20 protein-coding genes are annotated in these 22,930 nt (G+C 71.5%); 6 read left to right on the forward strand and 14 right to left on the reverse strand.

Annotation, left to right across the window (positions count from 1 at the left end; genetic code table 11):
• Positions 1–201 precede the first annotated feature (201 nt).
• Both AAC944_RS20385 and AAC944_RS20390 read left to right on the forward strand, forming a co-directional pair.
• Positions 202–1,281, forward strand: a complete 1,080-nt coding sequence (locus tag AAC944_RS20385; protein WP_078888609.1) for a sensor histidine kinase — start codon at positions 202–204, stop codon at positions 1,279–1,281.
• Positions 1,282–1,378: 97 nt separating this feature from the next.
• Positions 1,379–2,083, forward strand: coding sequence for a YqeB family protein (locus AAC944_RS20390; RefSeq protein WP_051871866.1), 705 nt, complete (start codon positions 1,379–1,381; stop codon positions 2,081–2,083).
• Positions 2,084–2,112: 29 nt separating this feature from the next.
• Here the strand turns inward: AAC944_RS20390 and AAC944_RS20395 are convergent, their stop codons facing one another.
• From AAC944_RS20395 to AAC944_RS20455, 13 genes are all read right to left on the reverse strand, one after another.
• Positions 2,113–3,384, reverse strand: a complete 1,272-nt coding sequence (locus AAC944_RS20395) for an activator-dependent family glycosyltransferase (protein WP_030615986.1) — start codon at positions 3,382–3,384, stop codon at positions 2,113–2,115.
• Between the two features lie 72 nt (positions 3,385–3,456).
• Entirely contained in the window at positions 3,457–4,728 is a 1,272-nt protein-coding gene (locus AAC944_RS20400; RefSeq protein ID WP_030615988.1) for an activator-dependent family glycosyltransferase, read from the reverse strand.
• 23 nt (positions 4,729–4,751) lie between these two features.
• A complete protein-coding gene (locus tag AAC944_RS20405) occupies positions 4,752–6,029 on the reverse strand; it encodes an activator-dependent family glycosyltransferase (RefSeq protein ID WP_368396374.1) in 1,278 nt (425 codons plus the stop codon).
• 11 nt (positions 6,030–6,040) lie between these two features.
• Positions 6,041–7,342 (reverse strand): activator-dependent family glycosyltransferase, encoded by a 1,302-nt coding sequence (locus AAC944_RS20410; RefSeq protein ID WP_030625504.1) that lies wholly within the window; start codon positions 7,340–7,342, stop codon positions 6,041–6,043.
• A 3-nt stretch (positions 7,343–7,345) separates the two neighbouring features.
• Complete coding sequence (locus AAC944_RS20415) at positions 7,346–8,653, reverse strand: activator-dependent family glycosyltransferase (RefSeq protein ID WP_030625506.1); 1,308 nt, start codon at positions 8,651–8,653, stop codon at positions 7,346–7,348.
• Positions 8,654–8,676: 23 nt separating this feature from the next.
• Positions 8,677–9,951: an activator-dependent family glycosyltransferase gene (locus AAC944_RS20420; protein ID WP_368396375.1), complete on the reverse strand. Its 1,275-nt coding sequence runs from the start codon at positions 9,949–9,951 to the stop codon at positions 8,677–8,679.
• A gap of 11 nt (positions 9,952–9,962) precedes the next feature.
• Complete coding sequence (locus tag AAC944_RS20425; RefSeq protein ID WP_030621863.1) at positions 9,963–11,255, reverse strand: activator-dependent family glycosyltransferase; 1,293 nt, start codon at positions 11,253–11,255, stop codon at positions 9,963–9,965.
• 19 nt (positions 11,256–11,274) lie between these two features.
• On the reverse strand, positions 11,275–12,285 hold the full coding sequence (locus tag AAC944_RS20430; RefSeq protein WP_030621860.1) for an NAD-dependent epimerase/dehydratase family protein: 1,011 nt from the start codon (positions 12,283–12,285) through the stop codon (positions 11,275–11,277).
• A gap of 97 nt (positions 12,286–12,382) precedes the next feature.
• Positions 12,383–12,961, reverse strand: coding sequence for a GNAT family N-acetyltransferase (locus tag AAC944_RS20435; protein WP_051872231.1), 579 nt, complete (start codon positions 12,959–12,961; stop codon positions 12,383–12,385).
• A gap of 45 nt (positions 12,962–13,006) precedes the next feature.
• Positions 13,007–14,020, reverse strand: coding sequence for an aldo/keto reductase (locus AAC944_RS20440; protein WP_051872240.1), 1,014 nt, complete (start codon positions 14,018–14,020; stop codon positions 13,007–13,009).
• A 112-nt stretch (positions 14,021–14,132) separates the two neighbouring features.
• The gene (locus AAC944_RS20445; RefSeq protein WP_051872230.1) at positions 14,133–15,734 is read right to left on the reverse strand and encodes a PH domain-containing protein; all 1,602 of its coding nucleotides are present in this window, start codon (positions 15,732–15,734) and stop codon (positions 14,133–14,135) included.
• Positions 15,731–16,264, reverse strand: coding sequence for a PH domain-containing protein (locus AAC944_RS20450; protein WP_051872229.1), 534 nt, complete (start codon positions 16,262–16,264; stop codon positions 15,731–15,733). Before AAC944_RS20450 ends, AAC944_RS20445 begins: the two co-directional genes overlap by 4 nt.
• An 84-nt stretch (positions 16,265–16,348) precedes the next feature.
• Positions 16,349–17,206 (reverse strand): LmbU family transcriptional regulator, encoded by an 858-nt coding sequence (locus tag AAC944_RS20455; RefSeq protein ID WP_368396376.1) that lies wholly within the window; start codon positions 17,204–17,206, stop codon positions 16,349–16,351.
• Positions 17,207–17,293: 87 nt separating this feature from the next.
• Here AAC944_RS20455 and AAC944_RS20460 point away from each other — a divergent pair, with 87 nt between their 5' ends.
• On the forward strand, positions 17,294–19,207 hold the full coding sequence (locus AAC944_RS20460; RefSeq protein WP_368397298.1) for an AfsR/SARP family transcriptional regulator: 1,914 nt from the start codon (positions 17,294–17,296) through the stop codon (positions 19,205–19,207).
• Here the strand turns inward: AAC944_RS20460 and AAC944_RS20465 are convergent.
• The gene (locus tag AAC944_RS20465; protein ID WP_078888864.1) at positions 19,120–19,356 is read right to left on the reverse strand and encodes a hypothetical protein; all 237 of its coding nucleotides are present in this window, start codon (positions 19,354–19,356) and stop codon (positions 19,120–19,122) included. The two genes, AAC944_RS20460 and AAC944_RS20465, sit on opposite strands and share 88 nt — an antisense overlap.
• Before the next feature lie 210 nt (positions 19,357–19,566).
• On the opposite strand from AAC944_RS20465, the gene AAC944_RS20470 reads away from it, so the two are divergent.
• The 3 genes from AAC944_RS20470 to AAC944_RS20480 all read left to right on the forward strand — a co-directional run bounded on the left by AAC944_RS20470 (position 19,567) and on the right by AAC944_RS20480 (position 22,628).
• Complete coding sequence (locus AAC944_RS20470) at positions 19,567–20,253, forward strand: response regulator (RefSeq protein ID WP_030621848.1); 687 nt, start codon at positions 19,567–19,569, stop codon at positions 20,251–20,253.
• 291 nt (positions 20,254–20,544) lie between these two features.
• Positions 20,545–21,105, forward strand: a complete 561-nt coding sequence (locus AAC944_RS20475) for an LmbU family transcriptional regulator (protein ID WP_030621846.1) — start codon at positions 20,545–20,547, stop codon at positions 21,103–21,105.
• 689 nt (positions 21,106–21,794) lie between these two features.
• Positions 21,795–22,628, forward strand: a complete 834-nt coding sequence (locus AAC944_RS20480; RefSeq protein WP_030621844.1) for a DUF2382 domain-containing protein — start codon at positions 21,795–21,797, stop codon at positions 22,626–22,628.
• Positions 22,629–22,930 lie beyond the last annotated feature (302 nt).

Raw genomic sequence — 22,930 nt, forward strand, 5'->3', positions numbered from 1 at the left:
GGTCGCGTCCCGCCGGCGGGACGGGCCGGGCGTGACGCTGTCCAACGGCGCTGCCGGAGACGAAAGTTCCAAGCAGTCCGACCAAGGTATCGTCCCTCGTCCGGACCGCTCCGGGAAAGAGATCATGCCGGTAAAGTCACGGCCGTGCCTGACTCCGTGAACCCATCCGCGTTCATTCGGCGGAGTCCACGGGACTGGGCCGTGGACACCGCCCTGTTCCTCCTTGCGGTGGCCTACGGTGTGGCCACTGCGAAGAGCAGAGGGCAGGCGGACCCCGACATCGGACTGAACTGGTGGTACGCCGAGCAGCTCGCCGGGGCATTCGGCTGCGCACTGCTGTGGCTGCGCCGGCGCAAGCCGGTCGAGGTCGCCTTCGTCCTCATCGCCCTGTCGGTGCCGTTCGAAATGGTGGCGGGCGCCATGCTCGTCGCTCTTTTCACCGTCGCGGTGCACCGCAATCCGCGGACCACCGGGATCGTCTTCGCGGCGAGCGTGCTGCCGGTGGTGTCCGACGGCTTCCTGCGCCCCGACGCCGCCCTGCCGGCCTTCCACTTCTTCCTCTTCGGCACTCTCGTACAGGCCGGCGCCGTCGGCTGGGGACTGTCCATCCACCACCGCCGCCAGCTGCTGGAACGCGTGGCGGCCGAGGCGGGGCTCCGGGCCGAGCAGGCCCAGATGCGGGCACGCGAAGAGGTGGCCAGGGAGATGCACGACGTGCTCGGCCACCGGCTGTCGCTGCTGAGCCTGCACGCCGGGGCACTGGAGTACCGGCCGGACGCCCCGAGCGAGGACGTCGCACGGGCGGCGGGCGTGATCCGGGAGAGCGCCCACAAGGCGCTCCAGGACCTGCGCGAGGTGCTGACGGTACTGCGGGCACCGGCCGGGGAGCTGCCCCAGCCCACGCTGGCCGACGTGCACCGGCTCGTCGCGGAGTCGTGTGCGGCGGGGATGCGGGTACGGCTGGTCGAGGAGGTTCCGGAGGACGTCCCGGAACTGATCGGCCGCACGGCGTACCGCGTCGTCCAGGAAGCCCTCACCAACGTACGGAAACACGCCTCCGGAGCCGAGGCGGACGTCCATGTGTCGGGGAAGCCGGGGGACGGGCTCCAGGTCGAGGTGGCCAACGCCGCCCCCGGCCCCCGGACGCCCCACGCGCACGCCGCGCCGGGCCAGGGACTGGCGGGGCTGGCCGAGCGGGTGTCCCTTGCCGGCGGGCAGCTGGCGTACGGCCCGGCCGGGTGCGGGGGCTGGGAGATCACGGCACGGCTGCCCTGGCCGTAGATCCGGGCCTTCCCGCCCTCCCGCGCAGACGAGATCTCTGATACCGAAGAGCGCCCGGCAGTGGCGCGACCGATCAACGAGTTGGAGTGTGCTGACTGTGTCGAAAGAGCTGAATCCCAAGGCGGACAACGCCACGGAGGTCACCGAACCCCTCTGGGGCCAGATACTCGTCTGCGTGGTGTTCGGGCTGCTCGGAGCCGCGGCCGGCTGGTTGGTCAAGCTGCTCGTCGGCTGGCTGGTGTCCCTGCCGTGGGCGCCCATGCAGGGCCCTGCCAGGCTCCTCGACTCGATTCCCGAGCCCGGTCTCACCATCGGGCTGATCACCGTGGGCGGCCTTGTCGGCCTGGTCGGCGGTGTGCTCATCAAGTTCAGCGAACTGTCGGTCAGCGTGTCCGACAGCCGTGTGGTCCTCACGCGCAGCGGCGAGTCGCAGGAGTACGCGCGCGGTGCCGTCGCCATGGCGTTCCGGGACGGCAAGCAGCTCGTCCTGCTCGGCCACCGCACCGAGGAACTGGCCCGGGAGAACTGCGACCAGGACCGCCGCCGGCTCGCCGACGCCTTCACCGCGCACGGCTACGACTGGGCCGACCAGGACCCGTACCAGAAGGAGTTCCAGCTGTGGGTGCCGGAGACGTCCAAGCTGCCGTCGCAGGCGAACGCGCTGCTGAAGGCGCGCGGCGAGCTGCTGAAGAAGCCGGGTACGGCCGAGGAGCGCAACGCGCTCCGCGAGGAGCTGACGAAGCTCGACGTCGTCGTGCGCGACAAGGACAAGCGGCAGTACTGGCGTCCCCTCGGCCGCTGACCCTCGGCGTGCCTTTGGCCCCGCTGCGGTCAGCCGACCGCAGCGGTGGCCCTTTCCGCCAGCTCCTGGGCGAGACCGTTGGCGTGCGGCACGGCGTGCAGCTCGTCGCGCAGCGCCTGCGCACGCCGGCGGAAGGTCCCGTCCTCCAGGAGCCGCAGCAAGGACGTACGGACGAGCTGCCCGGTGGCGCGGGTCGAGTGGGTGGTGAGCCCGGCGCCCTGGGCGGCCAGCCGGTCGGACAGCAGCGGCTGGTCGACGTCCCAGGGCAGCGCGAGCTGGGGTACGCCGTAGAACGCCGCGGTGGTGAGCGTGCCCACCCCGGCGTGGTGGATGACCGCTGAGCAGGTCGGCAGCAGCGCCTGCATCGGTACGTACGGCACCAGCCGGGCGTTCGCCGGCACCCGCCGCAGCCGTTGCCGGGCGGCGTCGCTGACCGTCGCCACCAGCTCGATGTCCAGATCGCCGACGGCGTCGAGGATGTCCTGGATGTCGACGGGGTAGCGCAGCCCGTGGTCGCTGACCGTGAGGCCCAGTGTCAGCGCGACCCGCGGACGCCGCGGCGGCTCCCACAGCCAGCGCGGCACGGCGGCCGGTCCGCCGTACGGCGTGAAGCGCACCGACCGGTAGTCCAGCCCGGCCGCGTGGACCTGCAGCGACGGCGGCAGCAGGTCGATGCTGAACTGGCCGGTGACCATGTCCTCCGTGAACTCCCCGCCATAGGCGCGGGCATAGCCGCCCAGCCATTCGCCGAGCGGGTCGGCGCGGTCCTCCGGCGGCCGCTGCGCGGTGAGCCGCAGGAAGTGCTCCCGGGCGATCCCGTAGACGTCCGCGCCGATGAGCATCCGGGCATGTGCGGCGCCGACGGCCTTGGCGGCCACCGCGCCCGCGAACGTGAGCGGCTCCCAGACGACGAGATCGGGACGCCAGTGCCGGGCGTACTCGGCGAGCGCCCCGGCCAGCGGCGCGTTGGTCATCTTGTGGGCGGCGTCGATCCGGACCCGGTACGCCTCGCGCAGCCAGTCCAGGGTGATGTCCTCCGGCGCGCGCTCCACCGTGTCGTACGGCTCGGCCAGGCCGGGCGCCAGCCGGGCACCGGCGCCCTTGAGCCGGCCGACGACCTGCCACAGGTCGCGGTCGCTGCCGACGGGCACCGCGGTCAGCCCGGCCTGTGTGACGGCGTCCGTCAGCTTCGGCTGGCAGGCCACCCGCACGTCGTGGCCGGCGGTGCGCAGGGCCCAGGCGAACGGGGCCATGAGCAGGAAGTGCGTGCGCTCGGGGTAGCACGTGAACAGGATGCGCATGATTCGTCTCTCGTCGGGCGAGGCCGGGGCCGGCGGGTCAGGCCGTACGCCGGCGGTGGAGGGCCGGGCGGCTCAGCGGGTGCGGTGGCGGGCGGCGAGCTCCACCAGCCGGGGTACGAGGGCGTTGGGGCTCGGCAGGGCCAGCAGCTCGTCGCGCAGGTCCACCGCTCGGGTGCGGAAGCCGGGCTCGTCGAGCAGTCGCAGCACCTGGTCCCGGACGGCCGGGCCGGTCGCCCCGGTGTGCGGCAGCTCCAGTCCCGCGCCGTGTTCGGTGAGCTTCCGCGCGAGCAGCGGCTCGTCGAAGCTGTACGGGATCGACAGCTGCGGCACGCCGTGCCGGGCGACGGTGCCGAGCGTGCCGGGCCCGGCGTGGTGGACGACCGCCGAGCAGGTGGGCGCCAGCGCGTGCAGCGGCACGAACGGGAGGATCCGGACGTTGTCGGGGACCTTGCCCAGCCGGGCCTTCTCGTCGTCCGCGAGGGTGGCGACCAGTTCGATGTCCAGGTCGCCGAGCGCGTCGAGGACACCCTGGGTGCTGATGGCGTAACCGTCGAAGAGGTCGGTCGCGGTGAGGCCCATCGTGAGCGCGATCCGGGGCTTCTCGGGCTCGGCCCACAGCCACTTGGGCACACTGGCGGGCCCGTTGTACGCCACGAACTGCATCCGCAGGTAGTCCAGGCCGCCGGCTTCGATCTGGAGGCTGCGGGGGAACTGGTCGATGGTGAAGTGCCCGGTGACCATCTCCTCGGAGAACTCCCCGCCGTACTTGCGGGCGTAGCCGCCGAGCCAGTCGGCCATCGGGTCGGTGCGTTCGCCCTCCGGGCGTCCGGCCTTCAGACGCAGGAAGTGCTCGCGGGCCACGCCGAAGACGTCGGCACCGAAGAGGATCCGGGCGTGGGCGGCGCCGACGGCCTGGGCGGCGATCGGCCCGGCGTAGGTCAGCGGGTCCCAGACGACCAGGTCGGGCTGCCAGTGCCGGGCGAACTCCACCAGTCCGTTGATCAGCGGGAAGTTCTCCGGCTTGTGCCCGCGCTCGACGGCGTCGTAGTAGCCGTTGGCCATGGCCTCCCACTCGGCCTTCGAGGGGTCCTCGGCGGCGTCCCAGGGAGCGTGCAGACCGGCCCGCGCCGCTTCGAGCTCCTCCGGGGCCATCCGCGCCACCCGGAACACGTCACTGTTCCGGCCCACGGGCACGGCGGTCAGCCCGGCCTGGGTGACCGTGGGCGCGAACGAGGGCTGGGTGGCGAAGCGGACCTCGTGCCCGGCGGTGCGCAGCGCCCAGGCCAGCGGCACCATGCTCAAGAAGATCGTCTTTTCCGGAATGACGGTGAACAGGACTCGCATGGGTGCGGCCTTCCCGGGGTGTGTCAGGTGGTGGTGGTGCGGTGGTGGTGGGTGAGTGTTTCGAGGTGGGGGATGAGTTGGTTGGGGGTGGGTGCGGAGAGGGTTTCGTTTTGGAGGGCGGTGGCGCGGTGGGTGAAGTGGGGTTCGGTGAGGAGGCGTTGGAGGGCGTGGCGGATGGCGGGGCCGGTGGCTTGGCTGGTGTGGAGGTCGAGTCCGGCGCCGTGGGCGGTGAGTTTGCGGGCGAGGAGGGGTTGGTCCCAGTGGTAGTGGAGTGAGAGGTGGGGGATGGGGTGGCGGGCGACGGTGGCGAGGGTGGCGGCGCCGGCGTGGTGGATGAAGGCGGTGCAGGTGGGGGCGAGGTGGTGGAGGGGGATGTAGGGGACGAGGCGGGTGTTGTCGGGTATGCGGGCGAGTTTGTTTTTTTCGGTGTCGGCGATGGTGGCGATGAGTTCGATGTCGAGGTCGGCGAGGGCGTCGAGGGTTTCTTGGGTGTTGATGGTGTAGCCGTTGTAGACGTCGGTGGCGCTGAGGCCCATGGTGAGGGCGACGCGGGGTCGGGTGGGGGGTTTGCGGAGCCAGTTGGGGACGGTGGCGGGGCCGCCGTAGGGGATGTATTGCATGCGCAGGTAGTGCAGGCCGTCGGCTTCGGTCTGGAGGCTGCGGGGGAACTGGTCGATGGTGAAGTGGCCGGTGGCCATGGATTCGGTGTACTCGCCGCCGTATTTGCGGGCGTAGCCGCCCAGCCATTCGGCCAGCGGGTCCGGCCGTTGCCCTGCCGGCTGCTCGGCCTTCAGACGCAGGAAGTGCGCACGGGGGATGCCGAAAACATCGGCTCCGAAGAGGATCCGGGCGTGGGCGGCGCCGACGGCCTGGGCGGCGATGGGCCCGGCGTAGGTCAGCGGGTCCCAGATGACCAGGTCGGGCTGCCAGTGCCGGGCGAACTCCACCAGATCGCTGATCATCGGGAAGTTCTCTTCCCGCAGCGAACTCACGACCAGGCCGTATCCCTCCAGCAGATGGTCCCAGGTCGCTTTTGCCGGGTCCTCCGTGACGTCCCAGGGCGTGGGGAGGCCGATGCGGGAGGCGACGATGTCCTCCGGGGCGACGAAGTCCAGCAGCCGGAACGGATCGCTCCGGCGGCCGACGGGTACGGCGGTGAGGCCGGCCTGGGTGATGGTGGCGGCGAAGGAGGGCCGGCCGGCGAAGCGGACCTCGTGGCCGGCGGTGCGCAGTGCCCAGGCCAGCGGCACCATGTACTGGAAGATGCTCTTGTGCGGGTTGGTGGTGAACAGGACGCGCATGGCTGTCTTCCTCAGGCTGACTCGGGCCGGCGGGCGGGGGCGCGGAAGCGGGCGGTGAGCTCCTCGAGGCGGGGCACCAGCGCGTTCGGCGTCGGCAACGCATGGATCTCGTCCCGCAGCGCTGCCGCCCGCTCCTGGAAGCCGGGCTCGCCGAGCAGCCGCAGTACGGCCTCGCGTACGGCCTGTGCGCCGGCCCGGTCGGCGTCGATCACCAGGGAGCCGCCCTGCGCGGCGGCCTGGCGGCCGAGCGTCGGCCCGTCGAAGTCCCAGGGCAGCAGGAGTTGCGGCACCGGGTGCCGGGCCATGGTCAGGAAGGTTCCGAAGCCCGCGTGGTGGATGGCGAGATCGCAGGTCGGCGCCAGGGCGTGCAGCGGCACGTAGGGCACCAGCCGGGCGTTGTCCGGCACCCTGGCCAGTTCGCGCTGTTCCTCCTCGGCGACGGTGGCGACCACCTCGATGTCGAGATCGGCGAGCGAGTCGAGTACGTCCTGGATGTCGAATGCGTAACCGGCACCGTGATCCGTCGAGCTGACGCCCATGGTCAGGGCCACCCGGGGCCGTTCGGGCGGGGTCCACAGCCACTTCGGCAGCACCGCCGGTCCGCCGTAGGGGATGAACCGCAGTGGCAGGGTCGGCAGGCCGCTCTCCAGCCGCAGGGACGCCGGGAGCTGGTCGACGGTGAACTGGCCGGTGACCATGGACTCGGAGAATGCGCCGCCGTACATCCGGGCGTAGCCGTCCAGCCACTCACCGAGGGGGTCCGTGCGCCTGCTGGCCGGCTGCTGGTCACGCAGTTCCAGGAAGCGCTCCCGGGTGCGGCCGAAGGCGTCGATGCTCCACAGCAGCCGTCCGTGCGCGGCGCCGCACGCCTCGGCGGCGATCGGCGCGGCCATCGCCAGCGGCTCCCACAGGACCAGGTCCGGGCACCACGCGCGGGCGAAGCGGACGAGGTCGGCGATCATCGGAAAGCTGGCCGGCCGGTGCCACAGCCGTACGATCCGCTCGTAGCCCTCCGTCAGGTGGGCCCAGTCGGCCTCGTCCGGGGCGTGCGCCGCGTCGTACGGCGCGGGCAGGCCGTAGTCCGGTCGGTAGGACCAGTCGGTGACCGTGTGCATGCTGCGGCGCAGCAGCTCCCACAGGTCGTAGTCGCGGCCGACCGGTACGGCGGTGAGGCCGGCCTGCGTGATCACGTCGGTGAACCAGGGGGTGCTGGCGACCCGTACCTCGTGGCCGGCCGTGCGCAGCGCCCAGGCCAGCGGCAGCATGGGCAGCACGTGGGCCTTCTCGGGGTTGGCGACGAAGAGGACGCGCACGGCTCAGCCTCCGCTCATGGAGGCGCCCGCGGCGGCCCCGTCCCGCCGCTCGGCGGCGAACCGTTCCAACGTGCCCACCAGGTCGTTCGGGGAGGGCATGGCGAGCATGCGGTCGCGCAGCCCGGCGGCGCCCTGCCGCAGCCCGGGGTCGGACAGCAGCTTCAGCAGGGCCTCCCGTACGTCCGCCCCGGTGGTCTCCTTCGGGTTCAGCACCAGCCCCGCGCCGGCTCGTACGACGCCGTCGGCCAGCGCCGGACCGTCGTTGTCCCAGGGGAGGGTGAGCTGCGGCAGGCCGCGCAGCGCCGTGGTGGCGAGGGTGCCGAAGCCGGCGTGGTGGATCACCGCGTCGCAGGTGGCGGTCAGGGCGTCCAGCGGCAGAAAGGACGTCACCCGGGTGTTGGACGGTATCCGGGTCAGCTTGGGCTGCTCGGCCTCCGCGATGGTGGCGACCAGCTCGATGTCCAGGTCGCCGAGCGCGTCGAGGACGTCCTGCACGGCGACGGCGTACTCCCCGCCGTGACCGGTGGTGCTCAGGCCCAGGGTGAGCGCCACCCGTGGCTTGTCCGGTGCACGGCGCAGCCAGGCGGGGACGACGGCGGGGCCGCCGTAGGGCACGTAGCGGAGCGGCAGGTACTCCAGTCCGGCCGCCCGGCGCTGGAGGCACTCCGGGACCAGGTCGACGGTGGCCTGCCCGGTGACCAGCTCCTCGGAGAACTCCCCGCCGTACTTGCGGGCGTAGCCGCCGAGCCAGTCGGCCATCGGGTCGGTGCGTTCGCCCTCCGGGCGTTCGGCCTTCAGACGCAGGAAGTGCTCCCGGGCCACGCCGTACATGTCGATGCCGAAGAGCAGCCGGGCGTGGGCGGCGCCGACGGCCTGGGCGGCGATCGGCCCGGCGTAGGTCAGCGGCTCCCAGATGACCAGGTCGGGCTGCCAGTGCCGGGCGAACTCCACCAGATCGCCGATCATCGGCACGTTGCTCGCCTTGTGCCAGCGCTCCACCTGGGTCGCGTATCCCTCGTGGAGGTACTCCCAGGTGATCCCGTCCGGCTCCCGGTCGGCCACGTCGTACGGGAGGGGCATCCCGCCCTTGTCACCCTGGCCGAGCCAGTCCGGGTCCCTGGCGAGGATCTGCCACAGGTCCCGGTCGCGGCCCACGGGCACGGCGGTCAGCCCGGCCTGGGTGATCACCTCGGTGAACTTCGGCTGGCCGGCGAAGCGGACTTCATGGCCGGCGGTGCGCAGCGCCCACGCCAGCGGGGCCATGAGGAGGAAGTGGGTGCGTTCTGGATAGGCGGTGAACAGGACTCGCATGGGTGCGGCCTTCCCGGGGTGTGTCAGGTGGTGGTGCGGTGATGGTGGGTGAGTGTTTCGAGGTGGGGGATGAGTTGGTTGGGGGTGGGTGCGGAGAGGGTTTCGTTTTGGAGGGCGGTGGCGCGGTGGGTGAAGTGGGGTTCGGTGAGGAGGCGTTGGAGGGCGTGGCGGATGGCGGGGCCGGTGGCTTGGCTGGTGTGGAGGTCGAGTCCGGCGCCGTGGGCGGTGAGTTTGCGGGCGAGGAGGGGTTGGTCCCAGTGGTAGTGGAGTGAGAGGTGGGGGATGGGGTGGCGGGCGACGGTGGCGAGGGTGGCGGCGCCGGCGTGGTGGATGAAGGCGGTGCAGGTGGGGGCGAGGTGGTGGAGGGGGATGTAGGGGACGAGGCGGGTGTTGTCGGGTATGCGGGCGAGTTTGTTTTTTTCGGTGTCGGCGATGGTGGCGATGAGTTCGATGTCGAGGTCGGCGAGGGCGTCGAGGGTTTCTTGGGTGTTGATGGTGTAGCCGTTGTAGACGTCGGTGGCGCTGAGGCCCATGGTGAGGGCGACGCGGGGTCGGGTGGGGGGTTTGCGGAGCCAGTTGGGGACGGTGGCGGGGCCGCCGTAGGGGATGTATTGCATGCGCAGGTAGTGCAGGCCGTCGGCTTCGGTCTGGAGGCTGCGGGGGAACTGGTCGATGGTGAAGTGGCCGGTGGCCATGGATTCGGTGTACTCGCCGCCGTATTTGCGGGCGTAGCCGCCCAGCCATTCGGCCAGCGGGTCCGGCCGTTGCCCTGCCGGCTGCTCGGCCTTCAGACGCAGGAACTGCCTGCGGACCCCGCCGTGGACGTCGACGCCGAAGAGCAGCCGGGCGTGGGCGGCGCCGACGGCCTGGGCGGCGATGGGCCCGGCGTAGGTCAGCGGGTCCCAGATGACCAGGTCGGGCTGCCAGTGCCGGGCGAACTCCACCAGATCGCTGATCATCGGGAATGCCGTCTGGCGGTGACGGTCGGCGACGGCCTTCGCGAGGCCCGTGGAGAGGTATTCCCAGTTGTCCTTCTCCGGGTCGGTGAACGCGTCGTAGGGCTCCTCCAGACCGGCCCGCCCCGCCTCGGACCCGTCGTTGGCGGCGCGCGCCGCCCACAGCTTGGCGTGGTCACGGCCGACGGGTACGGCGGTGAGGCCGGCCTGGGTGATGGTGGCGGCGAAGGAGGGCTGGCTGGCGAAGCGGACCTCGTGGCCGGCGGTGCGCAGTGCCCAGGCCAGCGGCACCATGTACTGGAAGATGCTCTTGTGCGGGTTGGTGGTGAACAGGACGCGCATGGCTGTCTTCCTCAGGCTGACTCGGGCCGGCGGGCGGGGGCGCGGAAGCGGGCGGTGAGCTCCTCGAGGCGGGGCACCAGCGCGTTCGGCGTCGGCAACGCGCGGAAGGCGTCCCGCAGGTCCGTGGCCGCTGTCCGGAAGGCCGGTTCGTGGAGCACCCGCAGCAGGCTCTCGCGCACCACCGCACCCGTGGCCCGGTCGGCACGGACGGCCAGGACGGAGCCCTGGGCGGCGGCGCGCCGGGCCAGTTCCGGTTCGTCGAAGTCCCAGGGCACGGCGACCTGCGGAAGGGGGCTGCGGGCCGCGGTCAGGAAGGTGCCGGGGCCGGCGTGATTGATCACCGCGCTGCAGGTGGGCAGGAGGGCGTGCAGCGGGACGTACGACTCGACCCGGACGTTCTCGGGGACCCGCCGCAGCTTGCGCTGCTCGGCCTCGGCGAGCGTGGCGACGACCTCGATGTCGAGGTCCGCCAGGGAGTCGAGGATGTCGGCGACGTCGGCGATGTAACCGGCGAAGCGGTTGGTGGCGGCGATACCCAGGGTGAGCGCGACCCGGGGCTTCTCCGGCCGCCGCCACAGCCACTTGGGGATCGTCGCCGGGCCGCCGTAGGGGATGTACTGCATGGACACGTACGGCACGTCGGCCGTCATCCGCATCGAGGGCGGGAACTGGTCGATGCTGAAGTGACCGGTGGCCAGGTCCTCGGTGTACTCACCGCCGTACTTACGGGCGTAGGAACCGAGCCAGTCGGCGAGCGGATCGCTCTCCTCGTGCGGCGGCTGCTCCGCCTTCAGGCGCAGGAAGCGGCTGCGGGTCAGCCCCAGGACGTCGATGCTCCACAGCAGGCGGGCGTGTGCGGCGCCGCACGCCTTGGCGGCGATCGCGCCCGCGTACGCGAGCGGTTCCCAGATGACCAGGTCGGGCTGCCAGTGCCGGGCGAATTCCACCAGGTCGGCGGTCATCGGGAAGTTGTCGGTCCGGTGCCAGTGGCGGACGACGTGTGCGTAACCCTCCCGCACCGTCTGCCAGTCGAGGTCCTCCGGGGCCTGTTCCGCGGCGCTGTACGGGGCGGGCAGGCCCTTGCGCTCCGCCTCCATCCGCCCCGGATTCAGCTGGGGCAGCCGCCAGACGGGGCGGTCGCTGCCCACGGGCACGGCGGTGAGCCCGGCCTGGGTGATCACCTCGGCGAACTTCGGGGGTGCGGCCACGCGGACTTCGTGGCCCGCGGTGCGCAGCGCCCACGCCAGCGGCACCATCTGCTGGAAAAGGCTCTTGTCCGGGGTGGTGGTGAACAGTATTCGCATCGTGGTCCTTCCGTGGCGGTCAGGCGGGGGCGCCGCGGTGCTGCCGCGCCACGGCGGCTGCGAGCCGGTCCAGCCCCTCGTGCAGCGGTACGCGGGGGGACCAGCCGGTCACGGTGCGGAACTGCGGCGACCGGAGGACGAAGTCGATCTGGTCCGTGGGCATGGCGTACGCGGCGGGCGCGGTGTCCACCACGGGCACGGGCGGGCGGCCCGTGCGGCGGGACACCGCCTCCGCAATCGCCGTGAACAGCTCCGCCACGCTGGTCTGTTCGCCCGTGCCGATCTCCCAGGCCCGGCCGACGACCCCGTCGAGCGCGTCGAGCGCCGCCGTGAAGGCGCGGGCCGCGTCGTCGATGCCGAGGAGGTCGCGCTTGGCCGTACCGCCGTGCCAGACGGTGAGCGGCTGCCCTTCGACGGCGCGCCGCATCATGGAGGCGACCACGCCGCGGTCGAGTCCGGTGGGGTCCGTGCCGAGGCTGTAGAGGGTCGACAGGCGCAGGGTGCTGCCCCTGACCAGTCCCTCGGCCGTGGCGTCGGCGATGGCCTGTTCGGCGGCCAGCTTGTGCCGGTCGTAGGCGGTCAGCAGGTCGTCGGCCCGGACGCCGCGGGCGGCCAGGCCCGCCGGCACCCTGGCGGACTGGGAGAGCGAGCCGGAGAACAGCAGGGCCGGTGGCCGGGCCGGGCGCCGGGCGCGGACCGCCTCGATCACGTCGTGCACCAGGCCGAGGTTGACCCGCTCGGCCAGCGTGTCACCGTCGGCCACGCGCCAGGTGCCCGAGCCGGAGATGTGCGCGACGAGGTGGATCACCACGTCGGAACCGGCGACCGCGTCGGCCACGGCGCCGGGCTCGGTGAGGTCGGTCCGGCGCTCCTCGACGACCGCGGCGGGTCGCGGCGGGACGGCCACCGGGCGGCGGCCGACGAGCCGGAGGCGAACGGGCCTGCGCGCGAGTTCCCTGCTGACGGCCGTGCCCAGCAGGCCCGAGGCACCGAGGACGGTGATCAGCGGTCCCGTTCCCTGACCTGGCACTGGTTCTCCTTAAGTCCTGTTGCGGATGGTGGCGGGCGCGGTCGGCCCCTTCGGCGCCGGGCGCCGGGATGGGTGACGGATACGGCCGGAGGGGCCGTCAGGAGGCGGCGTACGGCCGGTTCGGGTCCCGGCGCCAGTGCAGCCCGGGCCCGAGGACGTCGCCGAGGTCCCCGTCGACGTGCTGTTCCCACTCCGCGCGGCTGAGCTGGAAGGTGTGCAGGTCCCAGTGGCGGCCGCGGAAATAGAGATGGTCGCGGAGGACCGCGGTGGCGGTGTCGTTACCGGAATCCAGGCCGACAGACCCGAAAGTGGCCTCGGTCGTCTGGGCGATCACCCTATCGATACGGAACATCGCGAAGGCGTAATTGATCGTCAGGTATATCGCCTCGGAACCCACGCCCAGCCGGGCGCGTTCGGGGTCCAGATAAACACCGGATTTGACGTGCCCGGCCGGGTCGAGCCCGTGCAGCATGCTGAATCCCAGCAGGCCGCCGTCGCGCCGCCGGGTGATGAGGAAAGCGGCGTCGCATGTGGACAGGTCGCGATTTCCCGGTCGGCCGGTGGGGCTGACGTTGTCGATGCCGGTCCGCAGCATGGTGCGGATGACTTCCGCATGGTCCCGGGAGGAGGCGGGGCGGAAAGCGAGGCGGCGGGACGTGGTGTGCGGAAAGAGCACGGTGGTCGTCCAATCGTTCTGGAGGGTGACGGGCGGGGGATGCGGTCAGGCGCCGCCCGCCGTGCTGCCGTGCGCTTCCGTACCGTCCGAACGGCGGTTCCGGAAGCTGTCCCAGTGCATCTCGCCCACCGCTGTCGGCAGGTTGTCGAGCTGGTGCAGGTCCGCTTCCGTGAGCCGCAGTCCGGCCGCCGCCACGTTCTCCTCCAGCCAGTGCAGGTGCCGGGTCCCCGGTATCGGGACCACGTCCGGGCCCTGCGCGAGCGCCCAGGCGATGGCCACCTGGGACGGTGTGGCGTCGCCGTGGCGGTCGGCGACCGCGCGCAGGGTTTCGAGGATGGCCTCGTTGGCGCGCATGGCCTCGGCCCGGAACCGCGGGTCCCGGACCCGGGAGTCGCCGGTGTGCAGGTGCTCGTGCGTGAGCGTGCCCGAGAGGAAACCACGCCCGATGGGCGCGAAGGCGAGGAAGCCGACGCCGTTGCGCCGGCACCACGGCAGGATGTCCCGCTTGTTCTGCGGCGCCCAGACCGACAGCTCGTACTGGACCGTGGTGAGCGGGAAGACGGCGTGCACCTCGTCCAGTTCCTCGCAGGTGGCGTGCGAGATGCCGAGCGCCCGGACCTTGCCTTCGGTGACCAGTTCGCCGAGGGCGCCCCAGGTCTCCGCGAGCGGGACGGCGGGGTCCACGCGGTGCAGTTGGTAGAGGCCGATCGTGTCGGTCCGCAGCCGGCGCAGCGAGGCCTCGCAGGCCCGGCGCAGATGCTCCGGCCGGCCGTTGCGGACGAACTTGCCGTCGGGCCGGGCGATCATTCCGCACTTGGTGGCGACGACGGCCTCGTCGTCGCGGTGTTCGAGCGCGCGGCCGAGCAGTTCCTCGTTGGTGAAGGGCCCGTAGACATCGGCCGTGTCGAAGAGGTCGATGCCGAGATCCAGGGCCCGGTGGATGACACGGGTGGATTCCTTGTCATCCCGCGGGCCGGATCCATAACCGTAGGACATCGAACTGCAACCGAGGCCGAGCGCGCTCACGGAGAAATTGTCGGCCAGTTTGGTCTTCCACATCTCCAGGTACTCCAAAATATCGATGCCGACGACTCAGTGGCTGCCGGGAAAGGCGCGAGGGGCTGGCGCGCGGCATACGTCGAAAGATGTCCGGGGGAGAGCGCTGCCCACATCATTTCGCATCGGACCGGCGGTCCGGGAGTTGTTGCCGGGCATTAATTCCCGGGTGCTGCGTGGGGCCGGTCGGCGCGGTGACCAGAAACTCGGCGAGCAGTTCGGGAACGGCCTCACCGGTGAGTGTCAGGAACTGCTCCACCCGCATGTCGGGAGCCTGGTAGAAGCGCAGTCCCGCCGCGGTGGGCGTGCCCACACTCACCAGGCCCAGCCATCGCTGCACCAGCGTCTGGCGGACCTTCAGGCCCAGTACGGCGTCCCGGTGCAGCACCGCGGTCTGCCGCCGTGACAGGCCGTGCCGCATGACCAGGTAGCGGCCGGCGTAGGTGTGTCCCAGCGCCCGGTAGGCGACCACCGCCGGCACGGCCGTCAGCGGGAGCGCCCACAGCGGGACCACCCACAGCCCGCCGGGCACCGCCCGCGTGGCGCCCAGCCAGGCCAGCAGTCCGGCGAGCACGACGCAGAACGTCACGGCCCACAGCAGCCGCCGGAACAGCGCGGCACGCGGATGACGGCGCAGCGGAGCCTCCAGGGGAGGCACCGGACCCGGCAGGACGAGCGCCGCCACCCGCCGGGCCTCGTCGGCCGGTCCGCGCGGCAGGATGCTGCTGGCGGGCTCGCTGGTGAGCGACCAGCTCGCGAGCCCGGTGGAGATGACGGCCGTCTCGGTGAGCCGTATCCAGCGCCAGAACAGCGGCTCGCTGAGGTGGATGCCGCGCAGGCGCCGGTCGTCGCGGTCGACCTCCCGGGTGGACAGCAGGCCCTGCCGGGTGACCAGTGCGGTGCCGTCCTCCTTGGTCTTCCGGACGAGCTCGAAGTCCCAGTTGTCCTTGATGAATCCGCTTGCCAGCGCCGCGAGGCCGAGGACGAAGACCACGCCGGCCCACAGCGCGTACCGGACGTAGCTGTTCGGGGAGAGCCCGTCGATGACGCGGTCGAGCGCGCCGATGAGGTCGGCGCCGACCAGCGCCAGCATCGAGTCCAGGCTCCACAGCAGCAGCCCGCCGACGAGCATCCCCCAGATGTTGATGACGTTGTAGAAGATCCAGAACCAGCGCACCCGCGCTATGGGGGTCTCCCGCGCGGCCGCGTCCGCCTCGTCCGCCGCCGTGCCGGGCACCAGCTCCCGGCGCAGGGCCTCGGCCATGTCCTTGGAGACGGCGTCCAGCTTCAGGGCGGGCCGGGTCCTGCCGGAGCTGATGAAGACCACCCGCAGTCCGGCGAGCCGGTGCCGCAGCTTCGCCTTGAGGTCGACCGCGCGGATTCGCTCCCGGGGGACCTGGCGGTAGACGCGCAGGATCCGTCCTGTCTTGATCTCGACGAGTTCCTCGGTGACGCGGTAGCGCGTGCGCAGCCAGCGGACGACGTCGGAGACGCTGATGAACACGCCGATGCCGGTCGCGACCAGCGCGGGCCACAGGTCCGCCAGGCGCCGACCGGTGCCCAGGAAGAGCAGCGACAGGGCGGTCGGCAGGAGGGACAGCAGGAGCCGCGCCAGGTTGACCCAGATCAGCCGAGCATTGAGTCGCTCCCAGGGCACGTCACCGTCCGGCGGCTCCTGCGTGTGGGCGTCGCGCTCCGGGACCTCCACGGCCGTCACGTCGCGTCCCCCGGAGTGGCCTGGGTGAGAGCGGTGAGCTCCGCCGCTTCCCGCGCCACGACGTCGGCGTCCAGACCGACGATCTTGATGTGGCCCTCCTGTGAGGCGGTGACCACCCGGAGCGTGGCCAGGCCGAGCCACTGCTGTACGGGGCCGCGGGCCACATCGACGCTCTGGATGCGGGAGACGGGGACGATCCGCCACTCCCGCACCAGCCACCCCTTGAGCTCGTAGACGGCCTGGTCGGTGCACTCCCAGCGGTGGACGTGGTAGCGCCACCTGGGCATGACCGCCCCGGTCACCACGTGGACGGCCGCCGTACAGACGAGCACCGGCCCGGTCCAGGGCCGGGATTCCTCCCACAGCCAGTACGTCAGGACCAGTGCGCCGACCACGACGGCCATGGACAGCACCACGCGGATCGTCCACCACCAGATGGCCCGTCGCTCGACGCGGTGGCGGGGCGGGCGTACGAGGGCCTGGCCGGTATCGGCCACCAGCGCCAGAGGGGGCACTCCTTCTCCAGTCATACCGTTATGTTGCACCCCGTTTATCCCTCATTGCGACGGTATGAAGGGATCCCTCCCCTCCCCGGCCGCCGGTTGCCCGCCGACTCAACGGCTGGTTACGGGCGCCCACTTCGCGGCGTCGTCGAGCACCGCGGTGATCCACGTCAGCAGGTCCTTGCCGGTGTGCAGGGCGGCGGCCTGCCACAGTTCCCGCTGGTCCCCGTCCGGTTTGATCTTCAGCAGGGCGGGATGCTCACCGCCTGCGCTGCCGCGCTGCGCGCGGACCTGCCTCCGCAGTTCGTTCCGTGACCAGCCGTGCTCCTGTGCCAGCCGCAGCCAGCGGCCCCGTTCCTCCGGCTGCAGGCCGGCGACCTCGGCATGGTGCTGGAAGCTGACGTCGCCGTACCGCTCGTCGGGCGCGAACCGCCGGGCCACCCATGCGTAGTTCCGCAGGGTCTGGTAGTCGAGCGAGGTCTGTGCCATCGCGTGCTTGTAGCGGTTGGGGAACTCGGACTGACCGTAGAGGAGCCAGTCGCCGAGCCACCATGCGGAGGAGCTGGAAATCTCGTGGATCTGCCGCCCCAGGCTGCGCCACGTGTCGATGGTCATCCCGCGGGGGAGGCACAGGGCCGTTCTTCTTCGCATCGCCTGGTCGAGCACGGCTGTCGGGTCGGGTTCCGGCCGCCCCCTGGGTACGGCCTCACTCACCGAACTGCGCAGAACTCCATGGAGCACTGCCCCCACCGCCTTTCGCTGTAGTGCTGCGTTGCGTCGTACGACTCCGAAAGCTTCCACATCCCTCGTGAAGAGACCTACACAACGTCTAAACGGCCAGTTGAGACGGACGGGCGGGTAGCCGGTGGCGCGTTCCGGACGGCGCGCAGCCGTCTCGCCGGCGGGACGGAAGGCCGGCCCAGGACGGCAAGCGGAGGCGGTACGGACACCCGCGGAACACGGCTTCATTCCGTCCGTACGAGCCAGAAACGGAGCAACCGAAACGAGTTGGCCGGTCAGTTATGATCGCGGCGGAGGCGAGTAGGGGGTTAAATGATGCGTGCCTCTCTGACCGTGACACTTCTCGGTCCCGTTCTTGCGAAATGGGAAGGAAAACCGATAGAGCTCGGTTCGCCGAGACAGCGGACGTTATTCGCAGTACTCGCCGCCCATGCGAACCGCAGGGTCGGCCGTGATGAACTGGTGGACGCGATATGGGGCAGCAGCGCCCCGGCCACCGCGGTGAACAGCGTCTACACCTACATAGCCCGGCTGCGGAACTCGCTGGAACCTGACCGCTCCAGCGGCGGACGTCCGCAGGTGCTGATCTCGGACCGCCTCGGCTACCGGCTGCGCATCGAGCCGGAGGGCACGGACGTCCAGCGGTTCACCACCGCCCTCGCGACCGCGCGACAGCTGCGCGCCAAGAACGCCGTGGAGAGCGCCGTCGCGGAGCTCCGGGCGGGGCTGGCGCTGTGGCACGGAATGCCGTACGGCGGCGCCGTCGGCCCCTTCGTCCAGGCGGAGCGCACCCGGCTGGCGGAGCTGCGCGTGCTGGCGCTGGAGGACTGCATGGAGATGCTGCTGGCACTCGGTCAGCCCGTCGACATGGTCGGCGAACTGGCCGGACTCGTCCGCCTGCACCCGTTGCGCGAGCGGCTGCGGTACCTCCTGATGCGCTGCTATGCCGAACTCGGCTGGCACGCCGACGCCATCAGGGAGTACCACAGTCTGCGGTCCCGTCTGGCCGAGGAGCAGGGCATCGAACCGAGCGACCACGTGCGGCGGCTGTACGAACAGGTGCTGCGCGGCGACCGGTCGCGCGCGCGGCCGTCCCGCGAGCCGTCCGCCCCCTCCCCGCCCGGCGCCGGACCGGTGGCACTGCCCTCCCAACTCATCCGCGCGGTACCGCACTTCACCGGCCGCACGGAAGAGCTGGCGCTGCTGGACCGGCTGGCGGTCGAGGAGACCGGCAGACCCGCGCTGCTTCTCCTCACCGGCGGTGCCGGCGTGGGGAAGACGGCTCTGGCGACCCGGTTCGCGCATGCGGCGGCACCACGGTTCCCCGACGGCCAGCTGCACGTCGACCTTGCGGCCCATCCCCAGGTGCCGGGGCACAAGGCCCCCGACGCCGCACTCCGGCACCTGGTGGCCGTACTGGGACAGACGGCGCCGTCCGCCGGCGTGGACGTGTGGGCGGCGTACCGGGGCCTGGTCGCCGGCCGTCGGCTGCTGATCGTTCTGGACAACGCGGCCTGTGCCGAGCAGGTCCGGGCCCTGCTCCCCGGCACCTCGTCCAGCCTGGTGCTGGTCACCAGCCGGAACGGGTTGCCCGGCCTGATCGCCAGGGAGGGGGCACGCCGGATCGTGCTGGACGGGCTGCCCGAGGACGACGCCGTCCGGCTGTTCGGCCGGCTCATGGGCGAGCCGTTCGTCGCACGGCACCGCCCGGCGGTGCGCAGGCTCGTCGCCGCGTGCGACGGCCTGCCGCTCGCCATCCGCATCGCGGCGACCCGGCTCAAGGTCGCGCCCTCGGCCGAGGCGGCCCTCGCCGGCTTCGACGACGGCGACCTGGTCGACTTCCTGGAGCTCCCCGGTGACCGGGAATCCTCGCTGAGCGCCGTCATCGGCTCGTCCTACGAGGCGCTCCCGCCCGAAGCCGCCCTGGTGTTCACGGCGCTCGGCCGGCAGCACGAGCGGATGGTCACGCTCCGGCTGGCGGCCACGCTGAGCGGTACGGAGCCCTCGGACTGCCGCCGCGCCCTGCACACGCTGGTCGACGCGGGACTCCTCCGTGAAGCGGCTCCCGACCGGTTCCGCCTGGGCGGCCTCGTGCTCGCCTACGCACGGCGGCTGGCCGGACAGCAGTCCTCGGTCGCGGGTCAACGCGCGGAAGCCGACGGCCGGTCGGCGACGATCACCACGATCGTGCCGAGCACCGACAACGAGAGATTACAGATGATCTCGTAACCCTGAAGCGGCTCGATGTGCGGGATGACGTAGCGGTTGACGAAATTGAGCACCGGGCTCAGGAGGGGCTGCGTGGCCAGCTGGTCAATCGTACCGCTGATTCCGGCGGCGATCAGAAAAACTCCTAGGAATTGCCATATCTTTGTCATGTCCGCACGCTAAGCGCGTCCGGCGGCCGGGCGTATCGGTCACTGGTGTGCCCCGCACCGACCGAAGTCCCGGAAATCGGGCCCGTCGGCCAGACCAAAGTACTTGCCCGCGCCGACCGAAGTACCCCACCGCGCAAGGGGGTTACCCCAGCTGCTCAGCCGCGGCCGATCCTCGGGGGTGCGGCAGTGGTCACCAGCTACGCTGACCCCATGCCCACTGCCGCATCCTCCCCGGTCGACGTGTTGATCGCCGATGACGACCCGCTGGTCCGCGCGGGCCTCGCCGTGATGCTGGGCGGAGCACCGGACCTGCGCGTCGTCGCCGAGGCAGGGGACGGCGCCGAGGCGGTCCGGCTGGCCCGGCAGCACCGCCCCGACGTGGTCCTCATGGACATCCGTATGCCGGTCATGGACGGTCTGGCCGCCACCGAGGAGCTGCGTGCCATGAGCGACGCGCCCGAGGTGCTCGTCCTGACCACGTTCGACGCCGACGCGTACGTACTGCGCGCGCTGCGCGCGGGTGCGGCCGGGTTCGCGCTGAAGGACACCCCGCCGCCGGAGATCGTCTCGGCCATCCGGCGGGTGGCCGAGGGGCAGCCGGTGCTTTCACCGGCCGTCACACAGCGCCTCATCGACCGAGTCGTGTCCGCACAGGACCACACGGGGCGCCGCCGGGCGGCCGAGGAGCGGCTGGCGGTGCTCAGCGACCGTGAACGGGCGGTCGCCCTCGGCATCGGCCAGGGGAAGTCCAATGCGGAAATCAGCGGGACGCTCTTCCTCGGCGTCTCCACGGTCAAGACATACGTGTCGAGCATCCTGACCAAACTCGGTCTCAACAATCGGGTCCAGATCGCGCTGCTGGTGCACGACTCCGGGGAAGTGGAAAATCACGGCTGAGGCCGTGACCGCGGCCGGGCATTCCCGCGCGGCGGGTTTCCGCCCTCCGGCCACGACGGAAAGCCACCCCGCTGTTACCGAGCGGAGCAGCGGTGACGAGTGCCGGTGAACGGATGAAAGAACTCGAAGAAGAGCCATGGACAGGCCTCCCACGTGGCTGATTAGGGTGCATGCACCGTTGTCAACTGACCACTGCAACAGGGGCACCACATGGGGGAACTGAAAGTCCGCGGCCGTGCGAGCGAAGACCGCTCCGCGCTGCGCGGAGCCGGCCGGAAAACGGCGGCTTCAGTGCGGAGGACCACCGCACACCGCACCACTCTCGAATTGCCGGCCGGTATATCTCTGGACGACTGGCAGCGCATCGGCAACCAGCTCTACGTCGCCGCCGACTCCTCGGCCTGGTGGCTCGGCGACTGGCTCATCTACGGCCGGACCGCCTACCCGGGCCGCTACCAGCGCGCGGTGGAGGAGACCCGGCTCGACTACCAGACGCTGCGCAACTACGCCTGGGTCGCCCGGCGGTTCGCCCCGCCGCGCAGGCGCGCCGCGCTGAGCTTCCAGCACCACGCCGAGCTGGCGAGCCTTCCGGAGACCGAGCAGGAGTACTGGCTGGACCGGGCCGAGCGGCTCAGCTGGTCACGGAATTTCCTGCGCAGCCGCGTCAAGGCGGCCCGCCGGCCCGTCGAGGAGTCGGCGGAGCGGAAGGCCCTCAGCATGCGCATCCAGGTGAACGTCTCGCAGGACCGGCGCCGACGCTGGGCCCAGGCCGCGGCCGAGGCCGATCAGGACCTCCAGGGCTGGGCGAAGTCGATCCTCGACTACGCGGCGGCCGCCGCGCTCAGGGAGTGACCAGCGGCGTACCGACGCCCCACGGCAATGTGCCGTGAAGGGGCCTGTACCGCCGAGGAGTGGTTCTACTGCCGGTAGGGCCGGGGCACTTGCCCTGGCCCTACCGGGTCTCGGAGTCCCCGGGACCGTCGGGACGTCTCCCGCACACCTCACCACCCGCGGCGCTCTCCGCCTGCCACGTGCGGACCGACTGCCGGGACACCCCGTACCGCTGGGCGACCTCAATGAGTGGCGTGCCGGCGCTCGGTGCACGTCGCTTCGGGTGTGATGCAGGAGAAGGGCCGGCAGCAGGGCGACCGGTCGGCCGGGCGGAGGTACCGCGCGGTGCCGTGGACCGGGAGGCCGGTTCGGTACGTTCTTCTTGGGGGTGCGGTCCGGCGTCATCTGGCGTCCGGGGTGTGCGCGCTTCTGCTGCGCGGCGTACCGGACCGAGGGCTACCGCTCCGCCCGGCCGCGTAGACGGGGCGAGGTCCGGATGAACCCCGGCCGGCGGGCGCAGGGCGTCCGAGCTGGGCCGGTGGCCGGGTCGGGCGCTCGGCGGGCGGCCACGTGCTGCCCGCAGGCGTGTGCGGGCGCGGCGGGTGGCGGCGGAGCGGTCCCCGGATGAGGTGTTTCCGGCCGTCCAGTTCTGTTTCCTGGCGAGGGGGCTGGCTACGCGTCTGCGGTCGGACCCTGGCAAGGAGGACGAAGTGCTCACTCAGGAACAGATCGCGGTGGTGCTGAACCACCCGGTGTACGACGCCGAAGGGAACAAGGTAGGGGACGCCAGGCACGTCTTCTTCGACGACATCACAGGCCGGCCCGACTGGGTCACCGTCAGGACCGGTCTGTTCGGCACGAAGGAGACCTTCGTGCCGACCCAGGAAGCCACCGTCGTGGAGGACCACCTGGAGGTCCCGTACCCCAAGAGCCGGATCAAGGACGCCCCGAACGTCGACGTGGACGCCGGCGGTCATCTGTCCCGGGCCGACGAGGACCGGCTGTTCGAGTACTACGGGCTCGGCGGCGGGCGCTCCGCCACGACCGCGGCGACGGGCGCGGGCACGGAAACGGGCGCGGGCCCGGAAACGGCCACGCAGGAGCCCGGCACCGTGGAGGAGGCCGGCGGCGACGCGATGACGCGCTCCGAGGAGCAGCTGCACGTCGGGACCGAGCGCCGCGAAGTGGGGCGGGCGCGGCTGCGCAAGTACGTGGTCACCGAGGAGGTCCAGCGGACCGTTCCGGTGACCCGCGAGGAGGTCCGGATCGAGCGGGAACCGATCACCGACGCCAACCGTGACGCGGCGATGACCGGGCCGGACATCTCCGAGGCCGAGCACGAGGTGACCCTGCACGAGGAGCGGCCGGTGATGGAGACCGAGACCGTGCCGGTGGAGCAGGTGCGCATGACGACCGAGGAGCGTACGGGCGAGGAGACCGTCCGGGGCGAGGTCCGCAAGGAGAAGATCGGGGTCGAGGTCTCCGACCGGGACGCCGACCGGGACGCCGGCCGGTCCGGCCGGGACGAGGGCCGCGAGCGCTGAGGGGCGCCGCACCGGCTCGTGGAGCCCGTCGAGGGTGTCGTGAATGGTGCTGTGCGGGCGCGCGCGGAGACCCTAGGCTCGGAGATGCAAGGAACTCGCGTACAGGTACGGCGTAACGGAACTCGCGTACAGGTACTTGGATCTCCGAGCCCCCGAGATCGTTTCATCCGGGCCCACAGACGGCCGGAGATCCGCCGAGTCTGCGGCGACGTCGCGGTCTTCCGGCCCCGCCCTCCCGGACTTGTCCCGCCGGGGTCATCCCGCGCCCCCGGCGGCCGGTGACGGGCGAAAACAGCGCCAGA

It is taken from the genome of Streptomyces sclerotialus (assembly GCF_040907265.1).
GTDB lineage: Bacteria > Actinomycetota > Actinomycetes > Streptomycetales > Streptomycetaceae > Streptomyces > Streptomyces sclerotialus.

What these genes read in the sequence shown, in the direction of transcription:
- AAC944_RS20395 (WP_030615986.1), bottom strand. Translation starts at nt 3,384, where the DNA reads ATGCGCATCCTGTTCACGTGCTACCCCGAGCGCACGCACTTCCTGCTC.
- AAC944_RS20400 (WP_030615988.1), bottom strand. Translation starts at nt 4,728, where the DNA reads ATGCGAGTCCTGTTCACCGTCATTCCGGAAAAGACGATCTTCTTGAGC.
- AAC944_RS20405 (WP_368396374.1), bottom strand. Translation starts at nt 6,029, where the DNA reads ATGCGCGTCCTGTTCACCACCAACCCGCACAAGAGCATCTTCCAGTAC.
- AAC944_RS20415 (WP_030625506.1), bottom strand. Translation starts at nt 8,653, where the DNA reads ATGCGAGTCCTGTTCACCGCCTATCCAGAACGCACCCACTTCCTCCTC.
- AAC944_RS20420 (WP_368396375.1), bottom strand. Translation starts at nt 9,951, where the DNA reads ATGCGCGTCCTGTTCACCACCAACCCGCACAAGAGCATCTTCCAGTAC.
- AAC944_RS20425 (WP_030621863.1), bottom strand. Translation starts at nt 11,255, where the DNA reads ATGCGAATACTGTTCACCACCACCCCGGACAAGAGCCTTTTCCAGCAG.
- AAC944_RS20440 (WP_051872240.1), bottom strand. Translation starts at nt 14,020, where the DNA reads ATGTGGAAGACCAAACTGGCCGACAATTTCTCCGTGAGCGCGCTCGGC.
- AAC944_RS20450 (WP_051872229.1), bottom strand. Translation starts at nt 16,264, where the DNA reads ATGACTGGAGAAGGAGTGCCCCCTCTGGCGCTGGTGGCCGATACCGGC.
- AAC944_RS20455 (WP_368396376.1), bottom strand. Translation starts at nt 17,206, where the DNA reads ATGAAGCCGTGTTCCGCGGGTGTCCGTACCGCCTCCGCTTGCCGTCCT.
- AAC944_RS20460 (WP_368397298.1), top strand. Translation starts at nt 17,294, where the DNA reads ATGCGTGCCTCTCTGACCGTGACACTTCTCGGTCCCGTTCTTGCGAAA.
- AAC944_RS20465 (WP_078888864.1), bottom strand. Translation starts at nt 19,356, where the DNA reads ATGACAAAGATATGGCAATTCCTAGGAGTTTTTCTGATCGCCGCCGGA.
- AAC944_RS20470 (WP_030621848.1), top strand. Translation starts at nt 19,567, where the DNA reads ATGCCCACTGCCGCATCCTCCCCGGTCGACGTGTTGATCGCCGATGAC.